This window comes from Pseudoalteromonas sp. SG43-8, from assembly GCF_014164245.1.
Classification (GTDB): Bacteria; Pseudomonadota; Gammaproteobacteria; order Enterobacterales; family Alteromonadaceae; genus Pseudoalteromonas; species Pseudoalteromonas distincta.
In genome coordinates this window covers 100,175-122,519 of record NZ_JACJEX010000010.1, presented here as the reverse complement: position 1 = coordinate 122,519, position 22,345 = coordinate 100,175, and the positions used below count along the sequence as shown (strand labels likewise).

The following is a 22,345-nucleotide window of genomic DNA, read 5'->3' as shown; positions in this document are numbered from 1 at the left end:
TTTAATTCGCCTTTGTACACATTACAAATTAGGCGCAATATAAATCAATATAAGCAAGAAGCTTTACTTGGCATTATGCCAACCGTAACACTTAAAGAGTTATGGGAAATGCTCGCCATAGTAGAAAAAATACTATTGCTATTCTCAGCTGTTGTCGTGTTAGTAAGCTTACTTGGCATGTTAACAACATTGCTTGCGAACCTGAGTCAGCGTCGTCGCGAACTTGCTATATTGCGCTCAGTAGGCGCTCGCCCTTGGCATTTATTTACACTTATAAGTATTGAGTCATTACTGACAACTTTACTTGGTTGCCTAGTAGGTAGTGCGCTTTATTACTTAGTTATTTTTTCAGCAGGCGGTTACTTACAAAGCCATGCTGGTATAAGCGTAAATATCACAATGCTCTCTTACTATGAACTGGGCTTAATCGGGTTTATTATGGCCGCAGGTTTTATTATTGGCTTAATACCCGCTACTCGCGCTTATTTTTATTCACTCAGCGATGGCATGAGTATAAAAGCATAATTTTTAGGTATTTTATGACATTTTTTAAAACAGCTTTTCAATACATTGCTGCTATTAGCTTATTATTTATAAGCGTAGCGAGCTATGCCAATCCACCAAAAGAAATTTTTTGGGAAGACTTAATTCCCAAAGGTCATATGCAAATAGACACTCAAGCACAAGCTAATCACGAAGGCAGCGATCAAAACTGGGTGCAACCTGATTTAGATGCTCCAGTGGTAAAAGCGCTTGATGGTCAATCGGTAAGTTTGCCTGGTTTTGTTGTGCCACTTGAGGGCGATAGCGAAGTCATTACTGAGTTTTTACTCGTGCCTTATTTTGGCGCCTGTATACACGTACCACCACCACCGCCAAATCAAATAGTCCATGTAACAATTAAAGGTGGAGTACCAATAGATAGCCTATACGACGCAATTGTTGTAACTGGAATAATAAGTACTGAAACATGGTCGGGCGAAATAGCGCAGGTAGGATATAAAATGAAAGCGGTCGGTGTAGCACCGTTTGAGCTTTAAAATAAAGGGCCAGCTTTTAAAGCTGGCCCTTAAATATCATTAAATTTAGAATCGATAAAATTTAAATAACTAGATAACTACTTTTGGCAATTTGAGCAAAAAATAGTACTGCGTTGCCCTAATCTAATTTCTTCTAATTCGTTTTCGCACGTCATACATGGCTTGCCTTTGCGCCCATATACTAATAACTCTTGAGCAAAATACCCAGGCTTACCATCACTTTGTGCAAAGTCTTTAAGCGTTGTACCACCTTGTGTAATAGCCGCTGCAAGTGTGTCTTTTATAATAGGGATAAGTGCTTGATAACGTTTGAGCGATACTTTTCCGGCTTCTCGCTTTGGATGTATACCCGCTTTAAATAATGATTCATTCGCGTAAATATTACCAACACCAACAACCACTGCGTTATCCATAATAAACTGCTTTACCGGTACTTTTTTATTGCGCGATTGTTCGTACACGCGTTTAGCAAAAAAATCATCGGTAAGCGGCTCAGGACCAAGCTTAGAGAGTAGCTTATGCACTTCACCGGGCTCTTGCCATAAGCAACAACCAAAACGACGAGGATCGTTCAAGCGCAGCACCTTATTATTTCCAAATACAAATTCTACATGGTCGTGCTTTTTTAAAGGCTCACTTTTATCTACTACACGCAAATTACCTGACATACCCAAATGTAAAATAGTACTCCCAAGCTCACAATGTAAAAGTAAATATTTAGCTCGTCGTTCAATACTTGTAACAATTAGCCCTTCAAGTTGATACACGTCATCTGGCACAGGCCAGCGCATACTGGCATTGTAAATATTTACCTTTGTAACAACTTGGTTTTGTACGTGGGGAGTGATGCCCATTCGGCTCACTTCTACCTCTGGTAATTCAGGCATTAATTAGACTCACTTTGTGAAAAATCAAAACTAGGGAATAACTGCTGAGCAGTTTTTAAATCGAGTGCGAGTATTCGCTGGCTTCTCTTTTCGAGTAAATAATATTGTCCATCGCCTTTGTAGAGCAAATAAACCCACGGCATACTTTCGCCAGCTAACTCAAATGTAGCAACGTATAAAGGCGCATTAGGATTAAAAACAACAGACTCATTAACCCCCATTAACGCCGCGCTTTGCCATTGGTTAACTAAATCACTAAGCTGCTGCTCAGACGCTTTCCAAACGAGCGGTATATCTTTTTGTAGTGGTGTTGTACGCCAACTTGTTCCTATGCGCTCAATTTTTTGATCAACAAATTGCAGTGTCAGTACAAAACTTTGCTGAGGGAGTACAGCTTGTAACGCTGGTTTATCCTCACCTCCTAAAAATTGCTTATGCCAGCCATTTAAAAAGAAGATCATAATCAACATCGAAAATATTATAACGTTGTTCCAACCTTTACGGCCCAGTCGCATACAAATACACCTAGTAAATTCAAGATTTTAAAGTGTAACTAAAACTTAATTGCGCTGTCTATATGTTAAAGGCCGCAGACTTTGTTAGAATATCGGCAAATTTAAAGGAGTTCCGTCAATGTCTATGTATGTAGTGGGCCATAAAATCCCAGATTCAGATTCTATTTGTGGTGCAATTGCACTGGCTTATTTAAAAAACCAAATTGATGAGCCAGCAATTCCAACTCGTCTTGGTGAAGTTTCACCTGAAACTCAATTTATTCTTGATAGATTTGGTTTTGAAGCACCAGAGCTTAAGCTAAGCTACGCTGGTGAAGATGTGTATATTGTAGATCACACAGAAAAAACACAAGCACCTGATGATATCGACCAAGCTCGCGTTGTTGGTGTGGTAGATCACCATAAATTAGGTGACTTAACATCATCGACTCCGCTTGAATGTTGGATTCGTCCTGTTGGTTGTTCAAACACCATTATTAAAATGATGTATGACTTCTACAACGTAGAAATCCCTAAAGACATCGCTGGTATCATGATGTGTGCAATTTTAAGCGACACAGTTATATTTAAATCGCCAACATGTACCACAGCCGATATTAAATGTGTTGAAGCGCTAGCTGAAATTGCAGGCATCGAAGACTTTAAAGAGCTTGGTATGGATATGTTCCGCGTTAAATCTGCGGTAGAAGACACACCAGCACGTGATTTAGTAATGCGTGACTTTAAAGATTTCAACATGAACGGTAACCTAGTAGGCATTGGCCAGCTAGAAGTAATCGACCTTGCTGTTTTTGACGATATTAAAGCAGACCTTGCAGCCGATATTGCTAAGCTAAAAGTTGAGGGCAACCGCCACTCTGTATTTTTACTGCTTACCGATATAATGAAAGAAGGCTCAGAAATGCTAATTGTATCTGACGATGCAAACTTAGTTGAGCAGGCTTACGGTGTAAAACCAGAGAATGATAAAGTATGGTTAGATGGTGTACTGAGCCGTAAAAAGCAAGTAGTACCACCACTACAAGATGCATTCACAAAAATCTAATGATACCAATTTTATTAAAAACATGATTATTTTATCGCATTAAATAAATCACTAATTTAATGCTATTGGTATAACGTTTTTTGATTTAAAAGCCTTGTTGGTTATGCCAACGAGGTTTTTTTATGTCAATTCGCTAATCATAGTTTAAAAACAAAAAACCCAGCCTAAGCTGGGTTTTTAAATTCTAAAAGAAGAACTAAAATTACTTAATTTTAGCTTCTTTAAAAAGAACATGTTTACGAATCTTTGGATCAAACTTTTTGATTTCCATCTTCTCAGGCATGTTACGTTTGTTTTTGTCAGTAGTGTAGAAAAAACCAGTACCGGCAGTTGAAACTAAACGGATTTTATCGCGCATGATTCAGATCCTTAAACTTTAACGCCGCGAGCACGGATTTCTGTAAGAACCGTGTCGATGCCTTTTTTATCGATAATACGCATACCTTTAGTAGTAGTGCGTAATGTTACAAAACGTTTTTCACTTTCAACCCAAAAACGGTGTGTTTGTAGGTTAGGTAGGAAACGACGTCTAGTCGCGTTTCTCGCGTGTGAACGGTGATTACCAACCGCTGGACGCTTACCTGTAACTTGACATACTTTAGACATGTCTATATATCTCCAATAACTTCGCTCGAGCTTAATTTAATCTAAGGCCGTGTATTTCCGCCCTAGAGATAAATCGAAGGGCGCTCTTTATACAGCTTTTACAGGCAAAGATCAAACACTGATCTATCCAATCAGCTCATATATGTAAATTTGATAGCGGCTAATTATAAAGATCGAATGCCCTTAGGGAAAGTAAAAACTGCATTTAAATTAAACTAATTTGCCAAAACACGTTAAACAGCTCATTTTTAACACACTTATGTGTCTGACAAAGCTAAATCAGGCCTCGCTCGGCAAACGAAACACAGGTTTCTCCACCAACAATGATGTGATCGAGCACACTTATGTCGACCAATTGCAGTGCTTGCTGCAATTTATTCGTAATAAGTTTGTCTGCTTGGCTCGGTTCTGCAATACCACTTGGGTGATTATGCGCAAAAATAACAGCGGCTGCATTATTTTTAAGGGCAGCCTTTACCACTTCGCGCGGATAAACACTGGCAGAATTAATTGTGCCATAAAAAAGTATTTCGTCTTTTACTAATCTATTTTGGCTATCTAGGTATAACACCATAAATACTTCTTGTTGCAAGCCTCGCATTTGAATTGTTAGGTAATCATAAACTGAGTTTGGCGAATTAAACACTGCATCTCGTTGGCAACGCTCCTGCATATAACGTTGACTTAGCTCTAATACAGCTTGTAGCTGCACATACTTAGCGGTCCCTAACCCCTTTTGAGAGCAAAACTCCTCAATACTGGCATTAAACAAATTATGTAGGGTTTTATTTTCATTTAATAGATGCTGAGCCAACTCAATTACATTCATTCCTGGTAACCCTGTTCGTAAAAATATTGCAAGGAGCTCAGCATCAGTAAGCGCTTTAGCTCCTTTCGCGATGAGTTTTTCACGAGGTCGAAGTGAGTTTGGAAGTGAAGTAAGTTGCATTGTTCATCCTTGAGAGGCGAAAGTGTCTTATAAATGTAATGCAAATTTAAAATTTAGCCTGTTATTTCGAATTAAAAAACTTCGCTGTACGGGTAAAGATTTGTTATTTTAAGCCCAATATTTAATAAAAACTGATGAACATTCATGACTAACTTAACAAACAAAAAAATTGTACTAGGTATTACCGGCGGTATTGCAGCTTATAAATGCGCAGAACTCGTTAGGCGATTAAAAGACGCTGGTTGTGAAGTAAAAGTAGTTATGACTGAATCAGCTAAACACTTTATTACACCACTGACCATGCAAGCCGTTAGTGGAGAAACAGTCTCTGACTCATTGCTAGACCCTTCTGCTGAAGCTTCAATGGGGCATATTGAATTTGCAAAATGGGCTGACTTAATTTTAGTTGCCCCAGCTACCTGCAATATTATCGCAAAAATGGCAGCCGGCATTGCTGACGACCTACTAACGACGTTACTGCTAGCAACGCCTGCAAAAGTAGCTGTAGCACCAGCCATGAACCAGCAAATGTATGCACACGCAGCTACACAAGCAAATTTAGCCACATTAAAAGCACGTAACGTACTTCTTTGGGGCCCAGGTAAAGGTGAGCAAGCCTGTGGCGATATCGGCGCTGGGCGAATGTTAGAGCCACATGAGCTAGTTGCACTATGTACAGCAAAAGAGCAACCGCAATTACTTGCAGGAAAAACAATTACAATAACGGCAGGCCCAACGCGTGAGCCTCTCGACCCGGTACGTTTTATATCAAATCACAGCTCTGGAAAAATGGGTTATGCACTAGCAGAAGCCGCTTTGCAATTCGGTGCTAAGGTTAATTTAATTTCGGGCCCTGTCACTATAAAAGCCCCTACTGGCGTAAACCTTATCAATATAGAAAGCGCTGAGGAGCTATTAACTGAGTCACTTACCTATGCACCACAATCTGATGCTTTTATAGGTTGCGCTGCTGTTGCGGATTATCGAGCTGCAAACATTGCGACTCAAAAAATGAAAAAGCAAGGCGACGAACTCACCCTTACGTTAACTAAAAACCCTGACGTAATTGCAGCTATTGCAAACCTTACACAAAACCGCCCCTATACGGTTGGATTTGCCGCCGAAACTCAAAATGTAGAAAGCTATGCTAAAGGTAAACTACAAAATAAAAATCTAGATATGATTTGCGCTAATGACGTATCAAAAAGTGGCTTAGGGTTTAATTCCGATCATAATGCTTTAACACTGTACTGGCACAATGAACAACTAGAATTACCAACAACAAGTAAAATAGAAATAGCTCGCAAGGTGATCGAACAGCTGGCTAAACATCTATAAAAAGGCTGGAAACAAACTGAATAAAACATTAACATACGCCAATCATTTGAACAAAAAATGACTAGGGTTCTTAACTGCGCCACTAAGAATAACTAATAAAAAGGAATGTTCATGCCTGCGACAAAAAGAAGTAATCGCAAAGAGCAAATACTGCAAGCACTCGCACAAATGTTAGAAACTAATTTAGGACAACGCATCACCACAGCAAAACTAGCTGCTGAGGTGGGTGTGTCTGAAGCCGCGCTATACCGTCATTTTCCGAGCAAGGCGCGTATGTTTGAGGGCTTAATTGAGTTTATTGAAGATACCCTTTTATCTCGTATAAATATTATTATTGAAAACGAAAAAGAAAGCCAAACGCGCATTTATAACATTCTATTATTACTTCTAACCTTTGCTGAAAAAAACCCAGGTATTACTCGTATTTTAACGGGCGATGCCCTGCAAGGTGAGCAGGAACGTTTACGCGAACGTGTACAAACCTTGTTTGAAAAACTAGAAACTCAGTTTAAACAAGTGCTTCGTGAGCGCAAATTACGTGAGGGTAAAAACTTTCAAAGTGATGAGCTTACACTTGCAAACTTTTTACTTGCCTATGTTGAAGGCAAAATGAATCAGTTTGTACGTAGCGACTTTAAAGCAAAACCAAGTGTTCAATTTGAAAAACAATGGCTTGAGCTACAAAAAATTTGGCTGTAATGTTTGCTAAATTAATAAATTAAATACTAAAAAACGACCTGCGGGTCGTTTTGTCGTATGTAGCTGCCATTTATCTGATCCGCTCGAATTATGAACCAAACTCGTTACAATGAAACAATGTCATAATACGAGAATCAATAATGAAAACAAAACTCACCTTATTAAGCACGGCACTCTTTGCCAGCTTAACTAGCACCGGCATACACGCCAAAGAATCGCTACAATTTAAAGACGTATTTAGTTTTAAATCAGCTAAAAGCACGCAACTATCTGACAATGGTCAAGTACTCACTTTTAGTGCAACGCCGTATCGTGGAAATGCAACTGGTCAAGTTTACTCACTACAAAGCAATACACTCATCGCAGAAGTAGAACGCGGCACTAAGCCTCATATTAATAAAGCCGCTAACTGGGTCGCTTTTACACAAGTACCTACCTTACTTGAAAAAGAAACAACCAAAAAAAAAGACACACTTAAAAACAATCTGGTACTCGTAAACACACAATCAGGTGCCCAACAAAGCTTTGCTGATGTAAAAGATTACACGTTATCTGATGACGGTATGTGGCTTGCTTATCGTTTAAATAAAAAAGACGATGACGCAAAAGTAGAAGATAAAACCGATAGCACTAAAAACGAAGAAGACAACGCTATCACGCCCGATAAAAAAGATAAGAGCTATGCGCTTGTTATCGTTAATTTATCTGATAAACGCACTCATACAATAGAAAACGTATTTAGCTACGCTATTAACTCAGCTAACAGCCAGCTATTAGTGAGTCAAAGTTACAGCGATGGTAATAACAACCAAATAGCGTTAATTGAGCTCAGTGACTTTAATAGCAGCGTATTAATTGATGAACCGGGCGTAACCGCAAATAAAATAGCGTGGCACCCCACTGACAATATTGCAGCGTTTACATTGGGCAACTATGTAAATGATGACACGCGCCGCCGAAGCTACACTTTACAGCTATATAAAAACGAGAAGCTCTCAACTATAGATTCACCTAATAAAGCATGGACGTTAGGGAAAACAGCCACCCTTGAATGGTCAGAAAATGGCGAGCGCTTATATTTTGAAAACCATCCAAAATTAGCAGCTAAAGTAAAAGCTAAAGAGTATACCGACGAAGCTTCATTGTACGACTTTGATACCATACGTGAACACAAAGGTCTTAATTTATGGCACAACAACGATGCGCAAATAAAACCACGTGAAGAGCAGCAATGGAACGAAGTTAATAAAAATCGCCATTACAGTGCGGTGTATCACGTTAACTCGCAAAAAGTTGCGCAACTTAGTACACCAAACATGCCCGAGGTTGCACTAAACCCTCAGCGAGATGTGTCTTTACTTGGCTCATCTAACATCCCCTACCTAGAAAAAATAATGTACGGCGGTTTTTTTGCTGATTACTTTGCAATAAATATAAATACCGGTAAACAAACTCCAATTATAAGTAACTACCCGTTTAGACCGAGCCTTGCCCCTAATGGTGAGTTTGCTGCTTATTTTAGCGATAGCCAAATACAGTTAAAAGATTTAAAAAATAATAAAGTAACACCGCTTACAAAAGCGATTCAGGCAACCTTTGCTGATGATAAACACGACTACCCATCTACTCAACCTGGTTATGGTTTTGCAGGTTGGATGACCGATAGCAGCCAAGTGCTTGCTTATAGTAAATACGATATTTGGGCGTTTGATGTAAAAACTAAGCAAGCTAAACGCCTAACTAATGGTAAGCAAAGCAATACGCAGTACCGTGTTATTAAGCTAGATAAAACCAGAGTGGGCTTTAAAAAAGGCGATACATTACTTGTCTCTGCTATTAACTTACAAACTAAACAAAGCGAAGTTGCAAAGCTCGACTTAACCACTAACACACTAACTAAGGTGCTTAGCGGTGATAAACGCTTTGATATGGTTAAAAAAGCCAAAAAGGCTGACAAGTACTTATTTACCTCGCAAACTTATAGCCAATTTCCTGATTACTACCAAACAGATTTTAGCTTTAGTTCACCAAAACAAGTGACCACGCTAAACCCACAAATTAGTAATTTTGCTTGGGGCGAAAAGCCAGAGCTGATAAGCTATAAAGGTTTTGATGGCGAAGACTTACAAGGCGTACTAATAAAACCTGCGGGATATAAAAAAGGCGATAAAGTGCCTGTGGTTGTGTATTTTTACCGTTACATGAGCCAGCGTATGTTTGATTTTCCAAAAATGGAATTAAACCATCGCCCTAATTTCCCTATGTTTACCTCAAATGGTTATGCGGTATTTTTACCTGATATTCGTTTTGAAATAGGTCACCCGGGTAAATCGTCAACGCAAACCATGATAAACGCCACCCAAAAATTAATAGATTTAGGCATAGCCGACCCAGATAAAATAGGCTTACAAGGTCACTCTTGGGCAGGCTATCAAAGTGCGTTTATGATAACCCAAACAGATATGTTTAAAGCGGTTGTATCTGGCGCGCCAGTATCAAACATGACAAGTGCTTACAGTGGCATACGTTTAAAATCGGGTCTTGCTCGTCAGTTTCAATACGAAACAGGGCAAAGCCGTATAGGTAAAAACTTATTTGAAGCACCAGAGCTGTACATAGAAAACTCACCGGTGTTTTTTGCAGATAAAGTAAATACCCCTATTTTAATTATGTTTGGCGATAAAGACGATGCAGTGCCTTGGCACGAAGGCGTGCAGTACTACTTAGCGCTTCGCCGCGCAGGAAAAGATGCTACATTTTTACAATACGAAGGTGAACCACACCACTTGAAAAAGTTTCCTAATCAGGTCGATTTTTCAGTACGTATGATGCAGTACTTTGATCATTACTTAAAAGGCAAACCAGCTGCAAAGTGGATGACACAAGGCGAGGCATTTATAGAGGAATAGATATAACATTTATTCAGAGCTCTACGTAAGCGATAACGGCGAGCTCTGCGTCAATTAAATCAAGGCGAGGCATATTACATTTAAGTAATCAGTCACTACCTAGTCCTTCATACCTTTGAAAAATGCTGTAATGATCTTTAAACTTTTATAAACACCACCGTATATAAGCGTTTTAATCAAAGTAAAAAACTATAATAAAAGCCTAATATAAGTAATAATCACTAAATTCAGAGGTTAAAGAGTCGTTCATTATGCTAGGTTTTTGGTACAAAGAGTTTCCACAATACCCAAAAGACCATAAGGATTTTTGGCGTACTCGCTTAATAGCCCACTCTTTACTAATAACTACATGTTACTTTTTAGTTTTAACACTCCTCAATCTTTTTTATTTTAAAAGCTATGACATTGCTTTAATTGATGCCTTAGGACTTACGATATCGTTAGGTATTTATACTTGGTTTAATAAAACAGCCAACGTAAATGCAGCAGCGTGGGCTGTTACCCTTATGGTCGTTAGCTTAATAATGATGTTTGTGGTTTCTGTAGGTGGGCATGCGCATTCTTTATTTTGGGCGACGTTAATCCCGCCTTTTAGCTTTTTTTTAGTTGGAAGAAACTGGGGAAGCCTATTTAGTGCAGTCGCTTTTGCTATTTGTGCGTATCTTGTGTATTTACAACAACAGCAAACTGTAACAATTGGCTTAGGCTCTTTATTTAATCTTATAGAAGTAAGCCTTGCTCATATTTTAATTTTTAGGTTTTACGAAAAAACACGGTTTTCGGCATACACTCGATTATCTATCCGTAACTTAGAAATTCAACACTTAGCAGAAACCGATAAGTTAACGGGGCTTTATAACAGGCAAAAATTTGATTTTGAATTATCACAGTTAATTGCTAAAAATGACGTTTTTAAAACCCCACATTGCTTACTTATTTGCGATATAGACCACTTCAAAAATATAAACGATACCTACGGGCATTTGGTTGGTGATAACGTGCTAACTGAATTTGCAAAAATATTAAAAAGCCGTATGGGAAATGACGCACTTATTGCGCGATGGGGTGGAGAAGAATTCACTATTATTTTATCCAACACCTCTTTAAATGATAGCGCTAAAAAAGCCGATGACCTGAGAAAGTATATTGCCGAAAACACAGTTACAAATGTAGCATTTACTATAAGTATTGGATTAGCAACGATACAAAAAGACGATACAGTGCTAAAACTACTGGAGCGGGCTGATACAGCGCTATATAAGGCTAAGAATAATGGACGCAATAAAGTATGTGTTAGCGATAACGATTCAACCGTTATCGCTCAATCAACTTACTTAAATGGGTTTATAGCCTAAACTTAAGCGTGCTGCCCACAAGCAAATCCACAGCTCCACGCATATTGGAAGTTGTAGCCTCCAAGCCAACCTGTTACGTCAGTTACTTCGCCTATAAAGTATAGGCCTTTAGCTTTTTTAGCTTCAAAGGTTTTTGAGCTCAACTCGTCGGTATCTACACCACCCAATGTTACTTCTGCTGTTCTATAACCTTCTGTGCCATTGGGTTTAATTTGCCACGCATGAATATAATTTACTAACTCATCTATTTGAGCATGGGTAAGCTGATTAATATTGCAATCTGGTATCGCTTTGCTTTCGTGCAGTATTTCTATAAAGCGTTTAGGTAAAATAGTCGCAAGGCTATTTTTTAACGACTTTTGGGCTTGCGTTTCTCGCCAATCAGCAAGTTGCTGCCTTAAATCAATTTCAGGTAATAGGTTTATAGTTACAGCCTGCCCTGCTCGCCAAAATGAGCTTATTTGCAATATTGCAGGGCCCGATAACCCTCGGTGAGTAAAGAGGATGTTTTCTTTAAATACGGTGCCGTCTTCGCTTGAAACTTCACAAGGGATACTAATTCCCGAGAGCCCTTCAAAACGCTCTTTATCATGCTGATGCAAAGTAAACGGCACAAGTGCAGCCATAGTTGGTAACACGCTTAAGCCAAACTGCTCTGCAATTTTATAACCTATTGGTGTAGCCCCTAGTTTTGGCATAGTTAAGCCACCTGATGCTATAACTAACGACTCACAGCTTAAAGTTTCTTGCTCTGTGGTAACGCTATAGCCGGTTTCGGTTTTTGATACGCTGATCACTTCACTGCGTAGTTTTATATTTACCCCGGCCCACTCACATTCGGTCAGTAAAATATCAACAATGTCTTGTGCATTGTTATCGCAAAAAAGCTGACCTAGTGTTTTATGGTGATACGCCAAGCCATGTCTGTCTACCAGCTCAATAAAGTCATGCTGTGTATAGCGACTTAAACATGATTTAACAAAATGAGCATTTGCGCATAAGTAGTTATCAGGGGTTGCGTTTTCATTTGTAAAATTACAACGCCCACCACCACTTATTAAAATTTTACGACCTGGTTTTTTGCCCATATCAAGTACTGTAACGCTTCGGCCACGGTATCCAGCTTGCGCTGCACACATTAATCCTGCTGCTCCCGCACCTATTACAATTACATCTACTTGACTCATTATTTTACCCTACTAAAAAATTTTTCCGATTATAGCAAAGTTTGATAGCTAACAACGTAGCATTTAAATTATTAGCAATAACACAACAAAAACGCATCAGTAATAAGTCGGGAATAATTACCCGCACAACAAACAAACCCTTTATACTTATTTTTAATTTACATGACAAATACTAAACAACGAGTAAACCGCTAAAAACCTGAGTTATAACTAAATGAAAGAGGTACATAATAAATTGATATTTTAATATAGTTAACAGATCGTTTACTTTTGTTCCCGCATCGTGATCCTACATCACGAAATAATAAATAAAAATCTAGGGACAATTATGACAACAAGTAAAACTTTTAAAAGATGCGCAATTGCAATTACAGTTAGTACGCTTTTTGCTGCAACATCTGGCATGGCTCAATCAGTTTCAAGTTCAATGGCTGAAACATCGGCTAAACTACAAAGCCAAGGCGGTTTCGAAACTCAGTTCATTATTAAATATAAAAATAATAACGAAATGGCGAGCCTCTCAACTGCAGACGCAAGCCCAGCTAGCATGAAAAAGCGCGCACAAAGCTTTGTTAAAAACTTCGCTTCTAAAAAAGGCAAAGTAAAAGCAAAATACGTTCGTGCAATGGCACTTAATAATCATCACGTAATGCGTGCTGATAAAAAATTAAGTGCGGCAGAAGCTCAAGAGTTTATGCAAGAAATGGTTGATTCTGGCAATGTGGAATACATTGAAGTGGATCAAATGCTAAAGCCGTTTTCAACTCCTAACGATCCACGTTTTGATGATCAATGGCACTACTACGAGCAAGCCGGTGGTTTAAACTTACCGACCGCATGGGATACCGCAACGGGTAGCGGTGTAGTTGTAGCTGTACTAGATACGGGCTACCGCCCTCATGCTGATTTAAACGCTAATATTTTACCGGGTTACGATATGATCTCTAACCTTTCGGTAGCTAATGACGGTGGTGGTCGCGATAGCGATGCACGTGATCCAGGTGATGCAGTTGCTGCGAATGAATGTGGCACTAACGGTGCACAAAACTCTAGCTGGCATGGCACGCACGTAGCCGGCACAGTTGCTGCGGTAACCAATAACGGTGAAGGTGTTGCAGGCGTAGCTTATAACGCAAAAGTAGTGCCTGTTCGTGTACTCGGTAAGTGTGGTGGTTTAACCTCTGATATTGCAGACGGTATTATTTGGGCATCTGGTGGAAGTGTTTCAGGTATTCCTGCTAACTCAAACCCTGCTGATGTAATTAATATGAGTTTAGGTGGCAGCGGTTCATGTAGCTCTACAACTCAAAATGCAATTAACACCGCGCGTAGTAACGGCACTGTGGTAGTTATTGCTGCAGGTAACGATAACGATAACTCAGCAAACTACAACCCAGGTAACTGTAACGGTGTAGTAAACGTAGCCTCAGTGGGCCGTAATGGCGGCAGAGCTTATTACTCAAACTACGGTAGCAATATTGATGTTGCAGCACCAGGTGGCGCTCAAAGCTTTGCAAACGACTCTGAAGGCGTTCTATCAACTTACAATTCAGGTTCGTCTACACCTTCAAGCGACAGCTATGGCTTTTCACAGGGTACATCAATGGCTGCGCCCCACGTAGCAGGTGTTGCGGCACTTATTAAGCAAGCAAAGCCAGATGCAACGCCTGACGAAATAGAAAGTATTTTAAAATCAACTACCCGTTCGTTCCCTGCAACATGTACTAGCTGTGGTACGGGTATTGTTGATGCTGCCGCAGCTGTTGCAGCAGCAAGTGGCGGCACTACTCCACCTACCGGTGGCGATAGCGAGCTTATTAATGGTGAAGCTAAAACAGGTTTAAGTGGGGCTGCAAATGCACAAGCATTTTACACGATGACAGTACCAAGCGGTGCAACTAACGTAACATTCACTATGAGTGGTGGCACTGGCGATGCTGATTTATACGTACGTGCAGGCAGTAAACCTACAACTACTACCTATGATTGTCGTCCATATAAAGGCGGTAATAGCGAAGAGTGTTCTATTGATAACCCTACTGCGGGAACTTACCACGTAATGCTTAACGGATACTCTGCGTATTCAGCTGTTAGCTTGGTAGGTAATATTACTGGTGGTTCATCATCGGGTGGCGGTTCAGGTACTCCACAAGCAGGCGGCGGCACTATAAGCGATGTGTCAGCCAATACTGGGCAGTGGAAACATTACACGTTAGATGTACCAGCTGGAATGAGTACGTTTACAGTAACAACATCGGGTGGCAGTGGCGATGCTGATTTATTTGTAAAATACGGTAGCCAACCAACAGCAAGCTCATACGATTGCCGCCCTTATAAAAATGGCAATGCAGAAACATGTACATTTACTAATCCACAAGCAGGTACTTGGCACTTAAGCGTTAACGCTTATAGCACTTTCTCTGGTTTAACGCTTAGCGGGCAATACCAACCGTAATTTAAAGTTTGAGTCTTTAATAAAAAAACCGATGTTGTTTCCAACATCGGTTTTTTATAGTAACTAGCTGATTAGCTGAAGCTAAAATCTGCACTTTATTACTGTTATAGCTTCTCTAGTACTGATTCTGCGCGGCTTACAACAAACTCTTTGTCTTGCTCTACAAATAAACCAGTTACTACTGCATTTTCAATAATCATAGCGTAACGCGTTGAGCGTACACCACCAAAACTAGCGGTATCTTTATCAAGCCCTAACGATTTAGTGAAACTTCCATCGCCATCGGCAAGCATTGTAATTTCTTGCGCGTTTTGTGAGTCACCCCATGCTTTCATAACGAATGCATCATTAACAGATACACAGTAAATAGCATCAACACCTTTTACTTTAATTTTATCAGCAAGGGAAATAAATTCAGGTAAATGGGCATTTGAACACGTTGGTGTAAACGCACCAGGTACTGCAAATAACACGACTTTTTTACCTTCAAACAACTCTTTATTTGTAAGAGATTGCATACCGTCGTCAGTTAATTGCGTTAACGTAACTGCTGGTAATTCTTGGCCTTGCTCAATCATGGTAATTCCTTGAAAAAATTAATACAGAATAAGTAATAATTGTACTACGTAGCCTACTTCTATGTATAAAAAGTAAGGCTAACTTAGTAGCTCAAAACAGCCTACCATAGAACGAAGAATACGCGCTGTATTAAGGTAAATTCAAATCATTTATAAAACTTGAAAAATCATTACCTAGCTTTTCATCTCGCAGACTGTACTCAACAATTGCTTTTAAGTAACCTAACTTATCTCCACAATCGTGAGAGCGACCACTCATATGAAATGCTTCAACGGTTTCTTGTGCCATTAATGCGTCAATAGAATCTGTAAGTTGTATTTCACCGCCAGCACCTACAGACGTTTTTGCAAGTAGAGGCCAAATATTCTTACTCAGTACATATCGCCCTACAACAGCTAGATTAGAAGGCGCTAAATCTGCATCAGGTTTTTCAACCATTGCTTTAATTGCAGCACTTTTACCTGGCATTAACTCAACACCGTTTATATCAGCAATACCATATTTACTAACGTCTTCTTTAGCTACCGGCTCAAGCATTATTTGGCTTGCTTGAGTTTCTTTAAAGCGTTTAATCATTGCTGCTAAGTTTTCAGTCTCTTGATCCGCAGTATAGGCATCAAGTATCACATCAGGCAGGAGTACAACAAAGTTGTTATCACCAACTATTGGTTTAGCGCATAAAATAGCATGTCCAAGCCCTTTAGCTTCACCTTGGCGTACACTCATAATAGTTACATCATTTGGACAAATAGAGCGAATTTCATCTAATAAAGCTCGTTTAACACGCTTCTCAAGAGTCGCTTCTAGTTCATAACTTGTATCAAAGTGGTTTTCGATTGCATTTTTAGAGCTATGCGTAACTAACACAATATCTTTAATACCAGCGGACACACATTCGCTGACAATATATTGAATTAGAGGCTTATCGACTATTGGGAGCATTTCTTTTGGGATAGCTTTTGTCATAGGGAGCATTCTCGTCCCTAAGCCAGCTACTGGAATTACAGCTTTCATATCTGTCCTTAGTGATTAAGTTTGTAAATAATATCAATTCGCTTAATTAAGTGATCTATTTTGAGGATGGAAAAACGTGTTGATAGCTAGGCAAAAAATTCGCTACTTAGTTGTTCTAAATGAGAATTTTTTAACACAGGTGCGACACGTTTAGCCTCGCAAAACAATTAAGTATTATTGCGTATTGGTACAAACTAGCAGATACAAAATAGATACCAGCTGAATAAAGTTACCTCTTTTGAAGAAGTAAATTTGAAGCTGTTTATTAAACAGAGACTCTACATTTTTGGTTATTTAAAATGAGCAGGTAAGTTATGAAGTTTATTAATGATTTTGTTGTGGGGTGAGATTACATTAGCTAAATGAAAAATGCCTGGGTTTGCTATAAATAACAAACCCAGACCAATAAATTTTTAACTAAAGGTCGCGTTACAAAACCTTTTTATAATTAAAGACCTGCACGCTCTTTAATTACTGCAATAAGCGGTGAGCTGGCAAAATTACCTTCAGCCCAAGCAATATCAGCACCATCTGTTAACGCACTTTTTGATAAGTTTTTAACTATATACTCACCAGTATCTACTGCATTACTAGCAACAGCATGACGTAATAGGTTATTACCATTACATTGTACTGCATCATAAATATTACGAATTTTTACACGAGAGCTTTTAAGCTTGCTGCGTAATCGGTTTTTATCGTCTGCCGCAATATATTCACAAATAGATACTGCTAATTGATCTTCAGCATTTACAGGTGCTGTATACGAAAACGAACTAACAGCTACAACGGCAGTAAGTGCAACTAGCTTTGGTAATTTAAACATGACAAACCCTTTATAATACTTTGTTCTTATATAGACTGTCGAATATTATATCAATCTATCAAAATTTACGCAATAATGTTAACGTTCTTTATATAAAGTTACGAATTTATAACTAGATAAATTCTTGTCATCCGGATGGTTTTCTTGCTCTTCTTTCACGTCCCAATTAGCAACTTTATTGTAATCAGGAAACTGTGTATCGCCTTTAACATCTAAATCGATAAAAGTTAGATACAGGCGTTCTGCTTTTGGTAAAAATTGCTCATAGATATTACCACCACCAATAATCATTACCTCTTCAGCTGTAGTAACGAGTTCTAATGCGGCATCTGGCGTAGTTACTACTTCAATACCCTGTGCAGTATATTCGCTGTTTCGAGTAATAATAATATTACGGCGCCCAGGTAATGGACGGCCTATAGACTCAAAAGTTTTACGACCCATGATCACAGGCTTACCCGTAGTGACCTTTTTAAAATGCTGAAGATCTGCAGGTAAATGCCATGGCATTTTATTATCTAGACCAATTACACGGTTATTTGCCATTGCTGCAATCATTGAAATTATCATAATAAACACCTAGTACTTTATTCTTAAAAAAAGAAAAAGGAGCATAAGCTCCTTTTTAGTAAATTCTATTTAATTAACGCTCGTAGACAACTTCTACGTCGTAATCATCTTCATCCCAGTCATCCCAATCATCATCATTGCCCTTACCTTTAGTGGCTTTTTCATGATAGGTATCCCACTTAAATTCAACTTCTTCATCTTCCACTTGTACAAACTTCTCTTTAGGCATGCTATCAAGTAGTGTCATTATGTTGTGGATTAATGGTTGAGTGTTAAGTTTATTAATTGCTGAAATGTGATAGATATTTTCAGTTTCGCCCAGCTCTTCTGCAATCGATTCGCATAACGCTTTTGCTTCATCCTCTGGTAATAAATCTATTTTATTAAATACTAACCAGCGTGGCTTCTCAGCTAATTTAGGGCTGTATTGGTGCAGTTCGTTAATAATCGAAAACGCATTATCAACAGGGTTTGAACCATCTACCGGCATTACATCAATAATGTGTAACAACACACGACAACGCTCTAAATGTTTCAAAAAGCGAATACCTAGGCCTGCGCCATCAGATGCACCTTCAATTAGACCCGGAATATCGGCTATAACAAATGATTTATTTGCTTCAGGACGTACTACACCTAAATTAGGAATAAGCGTCGTGAATGGGTAATCAGCTACTTTTGGTCTTGCTGCAGATACACTGCGGATAAACGTAGATTTACCGGCATTTGGTAATCCAAGTAAACCAACATCAGCTAATAATAGTAACTCTAATTTTAAGTTACGTACTTCACCTGGTGTGCCTAATGTTTTTTGACGAGGTGCTCGGTTAGTACTTGATTTAAAACGCGCATTCCCCAAGCCGTGGAAACCACCTTTTGCAACCAAAATTCGTTGACCATGTTGCGTTAAATCGCCAAGTCCCTCTTGGGTATCAACATCCATGATGCGCGTGCCCACAGGCACCATAACAAATAAGTCATCAGCTTTTCGGCCTGTACAGTTACGGCTACGACCGTTAGTACCACGTTCAGCTCTATGGAAGCGCTCAAACTGATAATCAATTAAGGTATTTAAGTTTTCATCAGCTTGTAGATAAACACTACCACCGTCTCCACCGTCACCGCCGTCTGGTCCACCATCTGGAACATATTTTTCACGACGGAAAGACACGATGCCGCTGCCACCGTCTCCAGCTTCTGCGCGAATTTCTACTTCATCTACAAACTTCATGATTACTCACTTTAGGGATTGGCTTGTTTAATAACTCTATTATATACCCAAGCCAGCACAAATGCAGGCTTGGGTATATATTGGCTGACTACAAAACAAAAAACCCCGCAAAGGCGGGGTTTTTAACTACCTTACTGATTACTCAGTTACGATAGTTACGTATTTACGGTTTAAAGGACCTTTTTGTTCAAACTGAACTTTACCATCTGCTTTTGCGAAGATAGTGTGGTCTTTACCGATACCTACGTTAGTACCAGGGTGGAAACGAGTTCCACGCTGACGAACAATGATGCTACCCGCTAGAACTGATTCGCCACCAAAACGCTTAACACCTAGGCGTTTGCTTTCTGAATCGCGACCGTTACGAGTACTACCAGCTGCTTTTTTATGTGCCATTTCTAAGTACCTCTAATTAAGCGCTAATGCTAGTGATTTTAACTTCAGTGAACCATTGACGATGGCCCATTTGCTTACGAGAATGCTTACGGCGTCTAAATTTAACAACCTTAATCTTCTCACCGCGACCATGTGAAACAACCTCAGCTGTTATCTTGCCACCGTTTACGAACGGTACACCGATCTCGATTTTCTCACCATCAGCAACTAAAAGTACTGAATCAAATTCTACTGCCGCACCAGTTTCAACGTCTAATTTTTCAAGACGAATCGTTTGACCTTCAGTCACACGATGCTGTTTACCACCACTTTGGAAAACCGCGTACATAATTAACTCCGTCTGTGCACCCTCAAATCGGCGCAACTAAAATATTCTTCGATAGGGCGCGAAGTTTACGCTAACGCGAAATAACTAGCAAGCCTATTTTGTAATTAAAATGAATAAAAAGTAGCTGCTTTGAGAGCAATTCAATATTTACCCCATTTTATATTAATTGGCCCTTTTGCCAAGCGCTTTTTAACTCTTAGCCGAAATAAATTAATGTACTCAAATATGACCCTCACAGCTCAATATCTAAGCACACCATAAACTGTATATTGATTATCAATTAATCAGTTATCTTGGCTAATTCAGTCTAAATTAAGTACTTTAATAGTGTTTTTTCAATCAATCGTCACAAAATATCGAGCTAGTGCATTTTTTGTTGTACAATCTGCGCCGTTCACACATAAAAATTGGCTCGGAGATCAATGGATATAAAAGCTATCCAGGCGTTAATCGAAAGCGATATGAATGACGTCAATCAACTTATACATGCGCAAATGCGCTCAGATGTGGCGTTAGTTAATCAGCTTGGTTTATATATAGTTAACAGTGGCGGCAAACGCGTTCGTCCAATGCTGGCTATTTTAGCAGCCAAAGCGCTCGGTTATCAGGGTAAAGATCACATAACACTTGCAACAATTGTTGAGTTTATCCATACAGCAACGCTATTGCATGATGATGTTGTAGATGAATCAAACTTACGACGTGGCACGCCTACAGCAAATGCTGAATTTGGTAATGCTGCTAGCGTATTGGTTGGTGACTTTATTTACACTCGCTCATTTCAGCTTATGGTTGGCCTTGGAAAAATGCAGATTATGCAAGTACTTGCCGATGCAACAAACATTATTGCTGAAGGTGAAGTATTGCAGCTGATGAACTGCAATGACCCAGATACGACTGAAGCCAGCTATATGCAGGTTATTTACTCTAAAACGGCTAAATTATTTGAAGCAGCTACAGGCCTTGCTGCCATTATCACAGAGCAAGACCAAGCGACACTTGATGCACTAAACCTATACGGTATGCATTTAGGTACTGCGTTTCAACTAGTAGATGACGTACTCGATTACAATGCAGATGCTGAGCAGCTAGGTAAAAACATTGGCGATGATTTAGCTGAAGGCAAACCAACCCTTCCGCTTATTTATGCTATGCAACATGGTAGCGAGCAGCAAACACAGCTCATTCGTGATGCAATAGAGCACAGTAATGGTATGGAGCATTTAGAAGAAATTTTAACTGCACTAAAACAAACTAATGCGCTTGAGTTTACAATGCAAAAAGCAGAGCTTGAGGCCGAAAAAGCCATAGCCTGTTTAGACTTTTTAGCTGAGTCTGACTATAAGCAAGCACTTATAAGCCTTGCCCGTATTGCGGTTGACCGCGACCACTAGTTTTAACTAGTTACACAGTGTGACATTAATTCTGAGCAATAAAAAAGCCTGCAAATGCAGGCTTTTTTGTTGCTTAAACCGGCTATTACGCCATGAAATCAACACCTTCTTTGATGTCTTTTTTCAGAGTTTCAAGCATGTCATTTTTTGCTTTTGTTTCAAATGCGCTTAGTTCGCCGTAAGAAAGAATTTCTTCTACTCCGTTTTTACCTAAACGTACTGGATGTGCAAAGTACTCTGCATCGCCATTTTCAACAGCAACGTAAGCGTAATCTACAACTTCTTCACCTTGTAGGCCTTTAACTAAAGACATACAAAAACGAGCTGCAGCAGCACCCATAGATAGCGTAGCTGAACCACCGCCTGCTTTAGCATTTACAACTTCAGTACCCGCATTTTGGATACGTGGAGTAAGTGCAGCAACTTCTTCATCAGTGAAAGAAACACCTTCAACTTGAGAAAGTAGAGGCAGAATAGTTGTGCCTGAGTGACCACCAATTACTGGTACTTTTACAGTTGCTACGTCTACGCCTTTAAGTTCAGCAACAAATGCTTCTGAACGAATAACGTCAAGCGTAGTAATACCGAATACGCGTTTAGCGTCGTAAGTACCTGCTTTTTTGAATACTTCAGCAACAATTGGAACTGTGCCATTTACTGGGTTAGTAATAATACCTACTAACGCTTTAGGACAGCTGGCAACAATGCCTTCTGCTAACGTTTTGATGATGCCAGCATTTACATTGAATAAATCAGCACGATCCATACCTGGTTTACGCGGCATACCCGCTGGGATAAGAACGATGTCAGAGCCTTCAAGCGCTTTATTTAAATCGTCTGCGCCAAAGCCTGCAACTTTAACATCTGTTGGGATGTGAGAAAGGTCAACCGCAACACCTGGTACTACTGGTGCAACATCATAAAGTGATAATTCAGAGCCAGCTGGTAAGCCTGTTTTTAATAATAAAGACAACGCTTGGCCGATACCGCCTGCAGCACCTAATACAGCAACTTTCATTGGA

23 protein-coding genes are annotated in these 22,345 nt (G+C 39.4%); 9 read left to right on the top strand and 14 right to left on the bottom strand.

The window, feature by feature from the left end:
- Together H5122_RS15990 and H5122_RS15985 are read left to right on the top strand one after the other, a co-directional pair.
- The coding region (locus H5122_RS15990) for an ABC transporter permease (RefSeq protein ID WP_182713000.1) at nt 1–525 on the top strand (525 nt) is incomplete at its 5' end.
- 14 nt (nt 526–539) lie between these two features.
- Entirely contained in the window at nt 540–1,040 is a 501-nt protein-coding gene (locus H5122_RS15985; RefSeq protein ID WP_004335523.1) for a DUF3299 domain-containing protein, read from the top strand.
- Between the two features lie 77 nt (nt 1,041–1,117).
- On the opposite strand, the gene mutM is transcribed toward H5122_RS15985, so the two are convergent.
- A complete protein-coding gene (gene mutM / locus H5122_RS15980) occupies nt 1,118–1,927 on the bottom strand; it encodes a bifunctional DNA-formamidopyrimidine glycosylase/DNA-(apurinic or apyrimidinic site) lyase (RefSeq protein WP_182682538.1) in 810 nt (269 codons plus the stop codon).
- Nucleotides 1,927–2,442 (bottom strand): hypothetical protein, encoded by a 516-nt coding sequence (locus H5122_RS15975; protein ID WP_004335529.1) that lies wholly within the window; start codon nt 2,440–2,442, stop codon nt 1,927–1,929. The genes mutM and H5122_RS15975 overlap by 1 nt, the downstream gene beginning before the upstream one ends.
- A 118-nt stretch (nt 2,443–2,560) precedes the next feature.
- Between H5122_RS15975 and H5122_RS15970 the strand changes: the two genes are divergently transcribed.
- Nucleotides 2,561–3,487, top strand: coding sequence for a manganese-dependent inorganic pyrophosphatase (locus tag H5122_RS15970; protein WP_004335532.1), 927 nt, complete (start codon nt 2,561–2,563; stop codon nt 3,485–3,487).
- A 202-nt stretch (nt 3,488–3,689) separates the two neighbouring features.
- On the opposite strand, the gene rpmG is transcribed toward H5122_RS15970, so the two are convergent.
- From rpmG to radC, 3 genes are all read right to left on the bottom strand, one after another.
- Complete coding sequence (gene rpmG, locus H5122_RS15965) at nt 3,690–3,845, bottom strand: 50S ribosomal protein L33 (protein WP_004335545.1); 156 nt, start codon at nt 3,843–3,845, stop codon at nt 3,690–3,692.
- Nucleotides 3,846–3,856: 11 nt separating this feature from the next.
- Nucleotides 3,857–4,093: a 50S ribosomal protein L28 gene (rpmB, locus tag H5122_RS15960; protein ID WP_004335549.1), complete on the bottom strand. Its 237-nt coding sequence runs from the start codon at nt 4,091–4,093 to the stop codon at nt 3,857–3,859.
- Between the two features lie 274 nt (nt 4,094–4,367).
- On the bottom strand, nt 4,368–5,042 hold the full coding sequence (radC, locus tag H5122_RS15955) for a DNA repair protein RadC (RefSeq protein ID WP_007581936.1): 675 nt from the start codon (nt 5,040–5,042) through the stop codon (nt 4,368–4,370).
- 144 nt (nt 5,043–5,186) lie between these two features.
- On the opposite strand from radC, the gene coaBC reads away from it, so the two are divergent.
- From coaBC to H5122_RS15935, 4 genes are all read left to right on the top strand, one after another.
- Entirely contained in the window at nt 5,187–6,380 is a 1,194-nt protein-coding gene (coaBC, locus tag H5122_RS15950; protein WP_182682539.1) for a bifunctional phosphopantothenoylcysteine decarboxylase/phosphopantothenate--cysteine ligase CoaBC, read from the top strand.
- A gap of 111 nt (nt 6,381–6,491) precedes the next feature.
- Nucleotides 6,492–7,079: a nucleoid occlusion factor SlmA gene (slmA, locus tag H5122_RS15945; RefSeq protein ID WP_004335558.1), complete on the top strand. Its 588-nt coding sequence runs from the start codon at nt 6,492–6,494 to the stop codon at nt 7,077–7,079.
- A gap of 140 nt (nt 7,080–7,219) precedes the next feature.
- Complete coding sequence (locus H5122_RS15940) at nt 7,220–9,988, top strand: prolyl oligopeptidase family serine peptidase (RefSeq protein ID WP_182682540.1); 2,769 nt, start codon at nt 7,220–7,222, stop codon at nt 9,986–9,988.
- Nucleotides 9,989–10,239: 251 nt separating this feature from the next.
- Nucleotides 10,240–11,343 (top strand): GGDEF domain-containing protein, encoded by a 1,104-nt coding sequence (locus H5122_RS15935; RefSeq protein WP_182682541.1) that lies wholly within the window; start codon nt 10,240–10,242, stop codon nt 11,341–11,343.
- 2 nt (nt 11,344–11,345) lie between these two features.
- On the opposite strand, the gene H5122_RS15930 is transcribed toward H5122_RS15935, so the two are convergent.
- Nucleotides 11,346–12,530, bottom strand: a complete 1,185-nt coding sequence (locus H5122_RS15930; RefSeq protein ID WP_182682542.1) for an NAD(P)/FAD-dependent oxidoreductase — start codon at nt 12,528–12,530, stop codon at nt 11,346–11,348.
- A 328-nt stretch (nt 12,531–12,858) separates the two neighbouring features.
- Between H5122_RS15930 and H5122_RS15925 the strand changes: the two genes are divergently transcribed.
- Nucleotides 12,859–14,985 (top strand): S8 family peptidase, encoded by a 2,127-nt coding sequence (locus tag H5122_RS15925; protein ID WP_002957741.1) that lies wholly within the window; start codon nt 12,859–12,861, stop codon nt 14,983–14,985.
- A 104-nt stretch (nt 14,986–15,089) separates the two neighbouring features.
- Here H5122_RS15925 and H5122_RS15920 read toward each other — a convergent pair whose 3' ends face one another.
- From H5122_RS15920 to rplU, 7 genes are all read right to left on the bottom strand, one after another.
- A complete protein-coding gene (locus H5122_RS15920) occupies nt 15,090–15,563 on the bottom strand; it encodes a peroxiredoxin (protein ID WP_182682543.1) in 474 nt (157 codons plus the stop codon).
- A 130-nt stretch (nt 15,564–15,693) separates the two neighbouring features.
- Nucleotides 15,694–16,578, bottom strand: a complete 885-nt coding sequence (galU, locus tag H5122_RS15915) for a UTP--glucose-1-phosphate uridylyltransferase GalU (protein ID WP_024594811.1) — start codon at nt 16,576–16,578, stop codon at nt 15,694–15,696.
- Between the two features lie 448 nt (nt 16,579–17,026).
- A complete protein-coding gene (locus H5122_RS15910; protein WP_024594810.1) occupies nt 17,027–17,404 on the bottom strand; it encodes a DUF3718 domain-containing protein in 378 nt (125 codons plus the stop codon).
- Nucleotides 17,405–17,482: 78 nt separating this feature from the next.
- Nucleotides 17,483–17,974: a type 3 dihydrofolate reductase gene (folA, locus tag H5122_RS15905; RefSeq protein ID WP_182682544.1), complete on the bottom strand. Its 492-nt coding sequence runs from the start codon at nt 17,972–17,974 to the stop codon at nt 17,483–17,485.
- A gap of 73 nt (nt 17,975–18,047) precedes the next feature.
- Nucleotides 18,048–19,205: an Obg family GTPase CgtA gene (cgtA, locus tag H5122_RS15900; RefSeq protein WP_002957746.1), complete on the bottom strand. Its 1,158-nt coding sequence runs from the start codon at nt 19,203–19,205 to the stop codon at nt 18,048–18,050.
- A gap of 138 nt (nt 19,206–19,343) precedes the next feature.
- Nucleotides 19,344–19,601: a 50S ribosomal protein L27 gene (gene rpmA / locus H5122_RS15895; RefSeq protein WP_002957747.1), complete on the bottom strand. Its 258-nt coding sequence runs from the start codon at nt 19,599–19,601 to the stop codon at nt 19,344–19,346.
- 16 nt (nt 19,602–19,617) lie between these two features.
- Nucleotides 19,618–19,929: a 50S ribosomal protein L21 gene (gene rplU / locus H5122_RS15890; protein WP_002957748.1), complete on the bottom strand. Its 312-nt coding sequence runs from the start codon at nt 19,927–19,929 to the stop codon at nt 19,618–19,620.
- 422 nt (nt 19,930–20,351) lie between these two features.
- Here rplU and ispB point away from each other — a divergent pair, with 422 nt between their 5' ends.
- A complete protein-coding gene (ispB, locus tag H5122_RS15885; protein ID WP_182682545.1) occupies nt 20,352–21,323 on the top strand; it encodes an octaprenyl diphosphate synthase in 972 nt (323 codons plus the stop codon).
- A gap of 85 nt (nt 21,324–21,408) precedes the next feature.
- Here the strand turns inward: ispB and mdh are convergent, their stop codons facing one another.
- A complete protein-coding gene (gene mdh, locus H5122_RS15880; RefSeq protein WP_002957751.1) occupies nt 21,409–22,341 on the bottom strand; it encodes a malate dehydrogenase in 933 nt (310 codons plus the stop codon).
- Between the last annotated feature and the right edge of the window lie 4 nt (nt 22,342–22,345).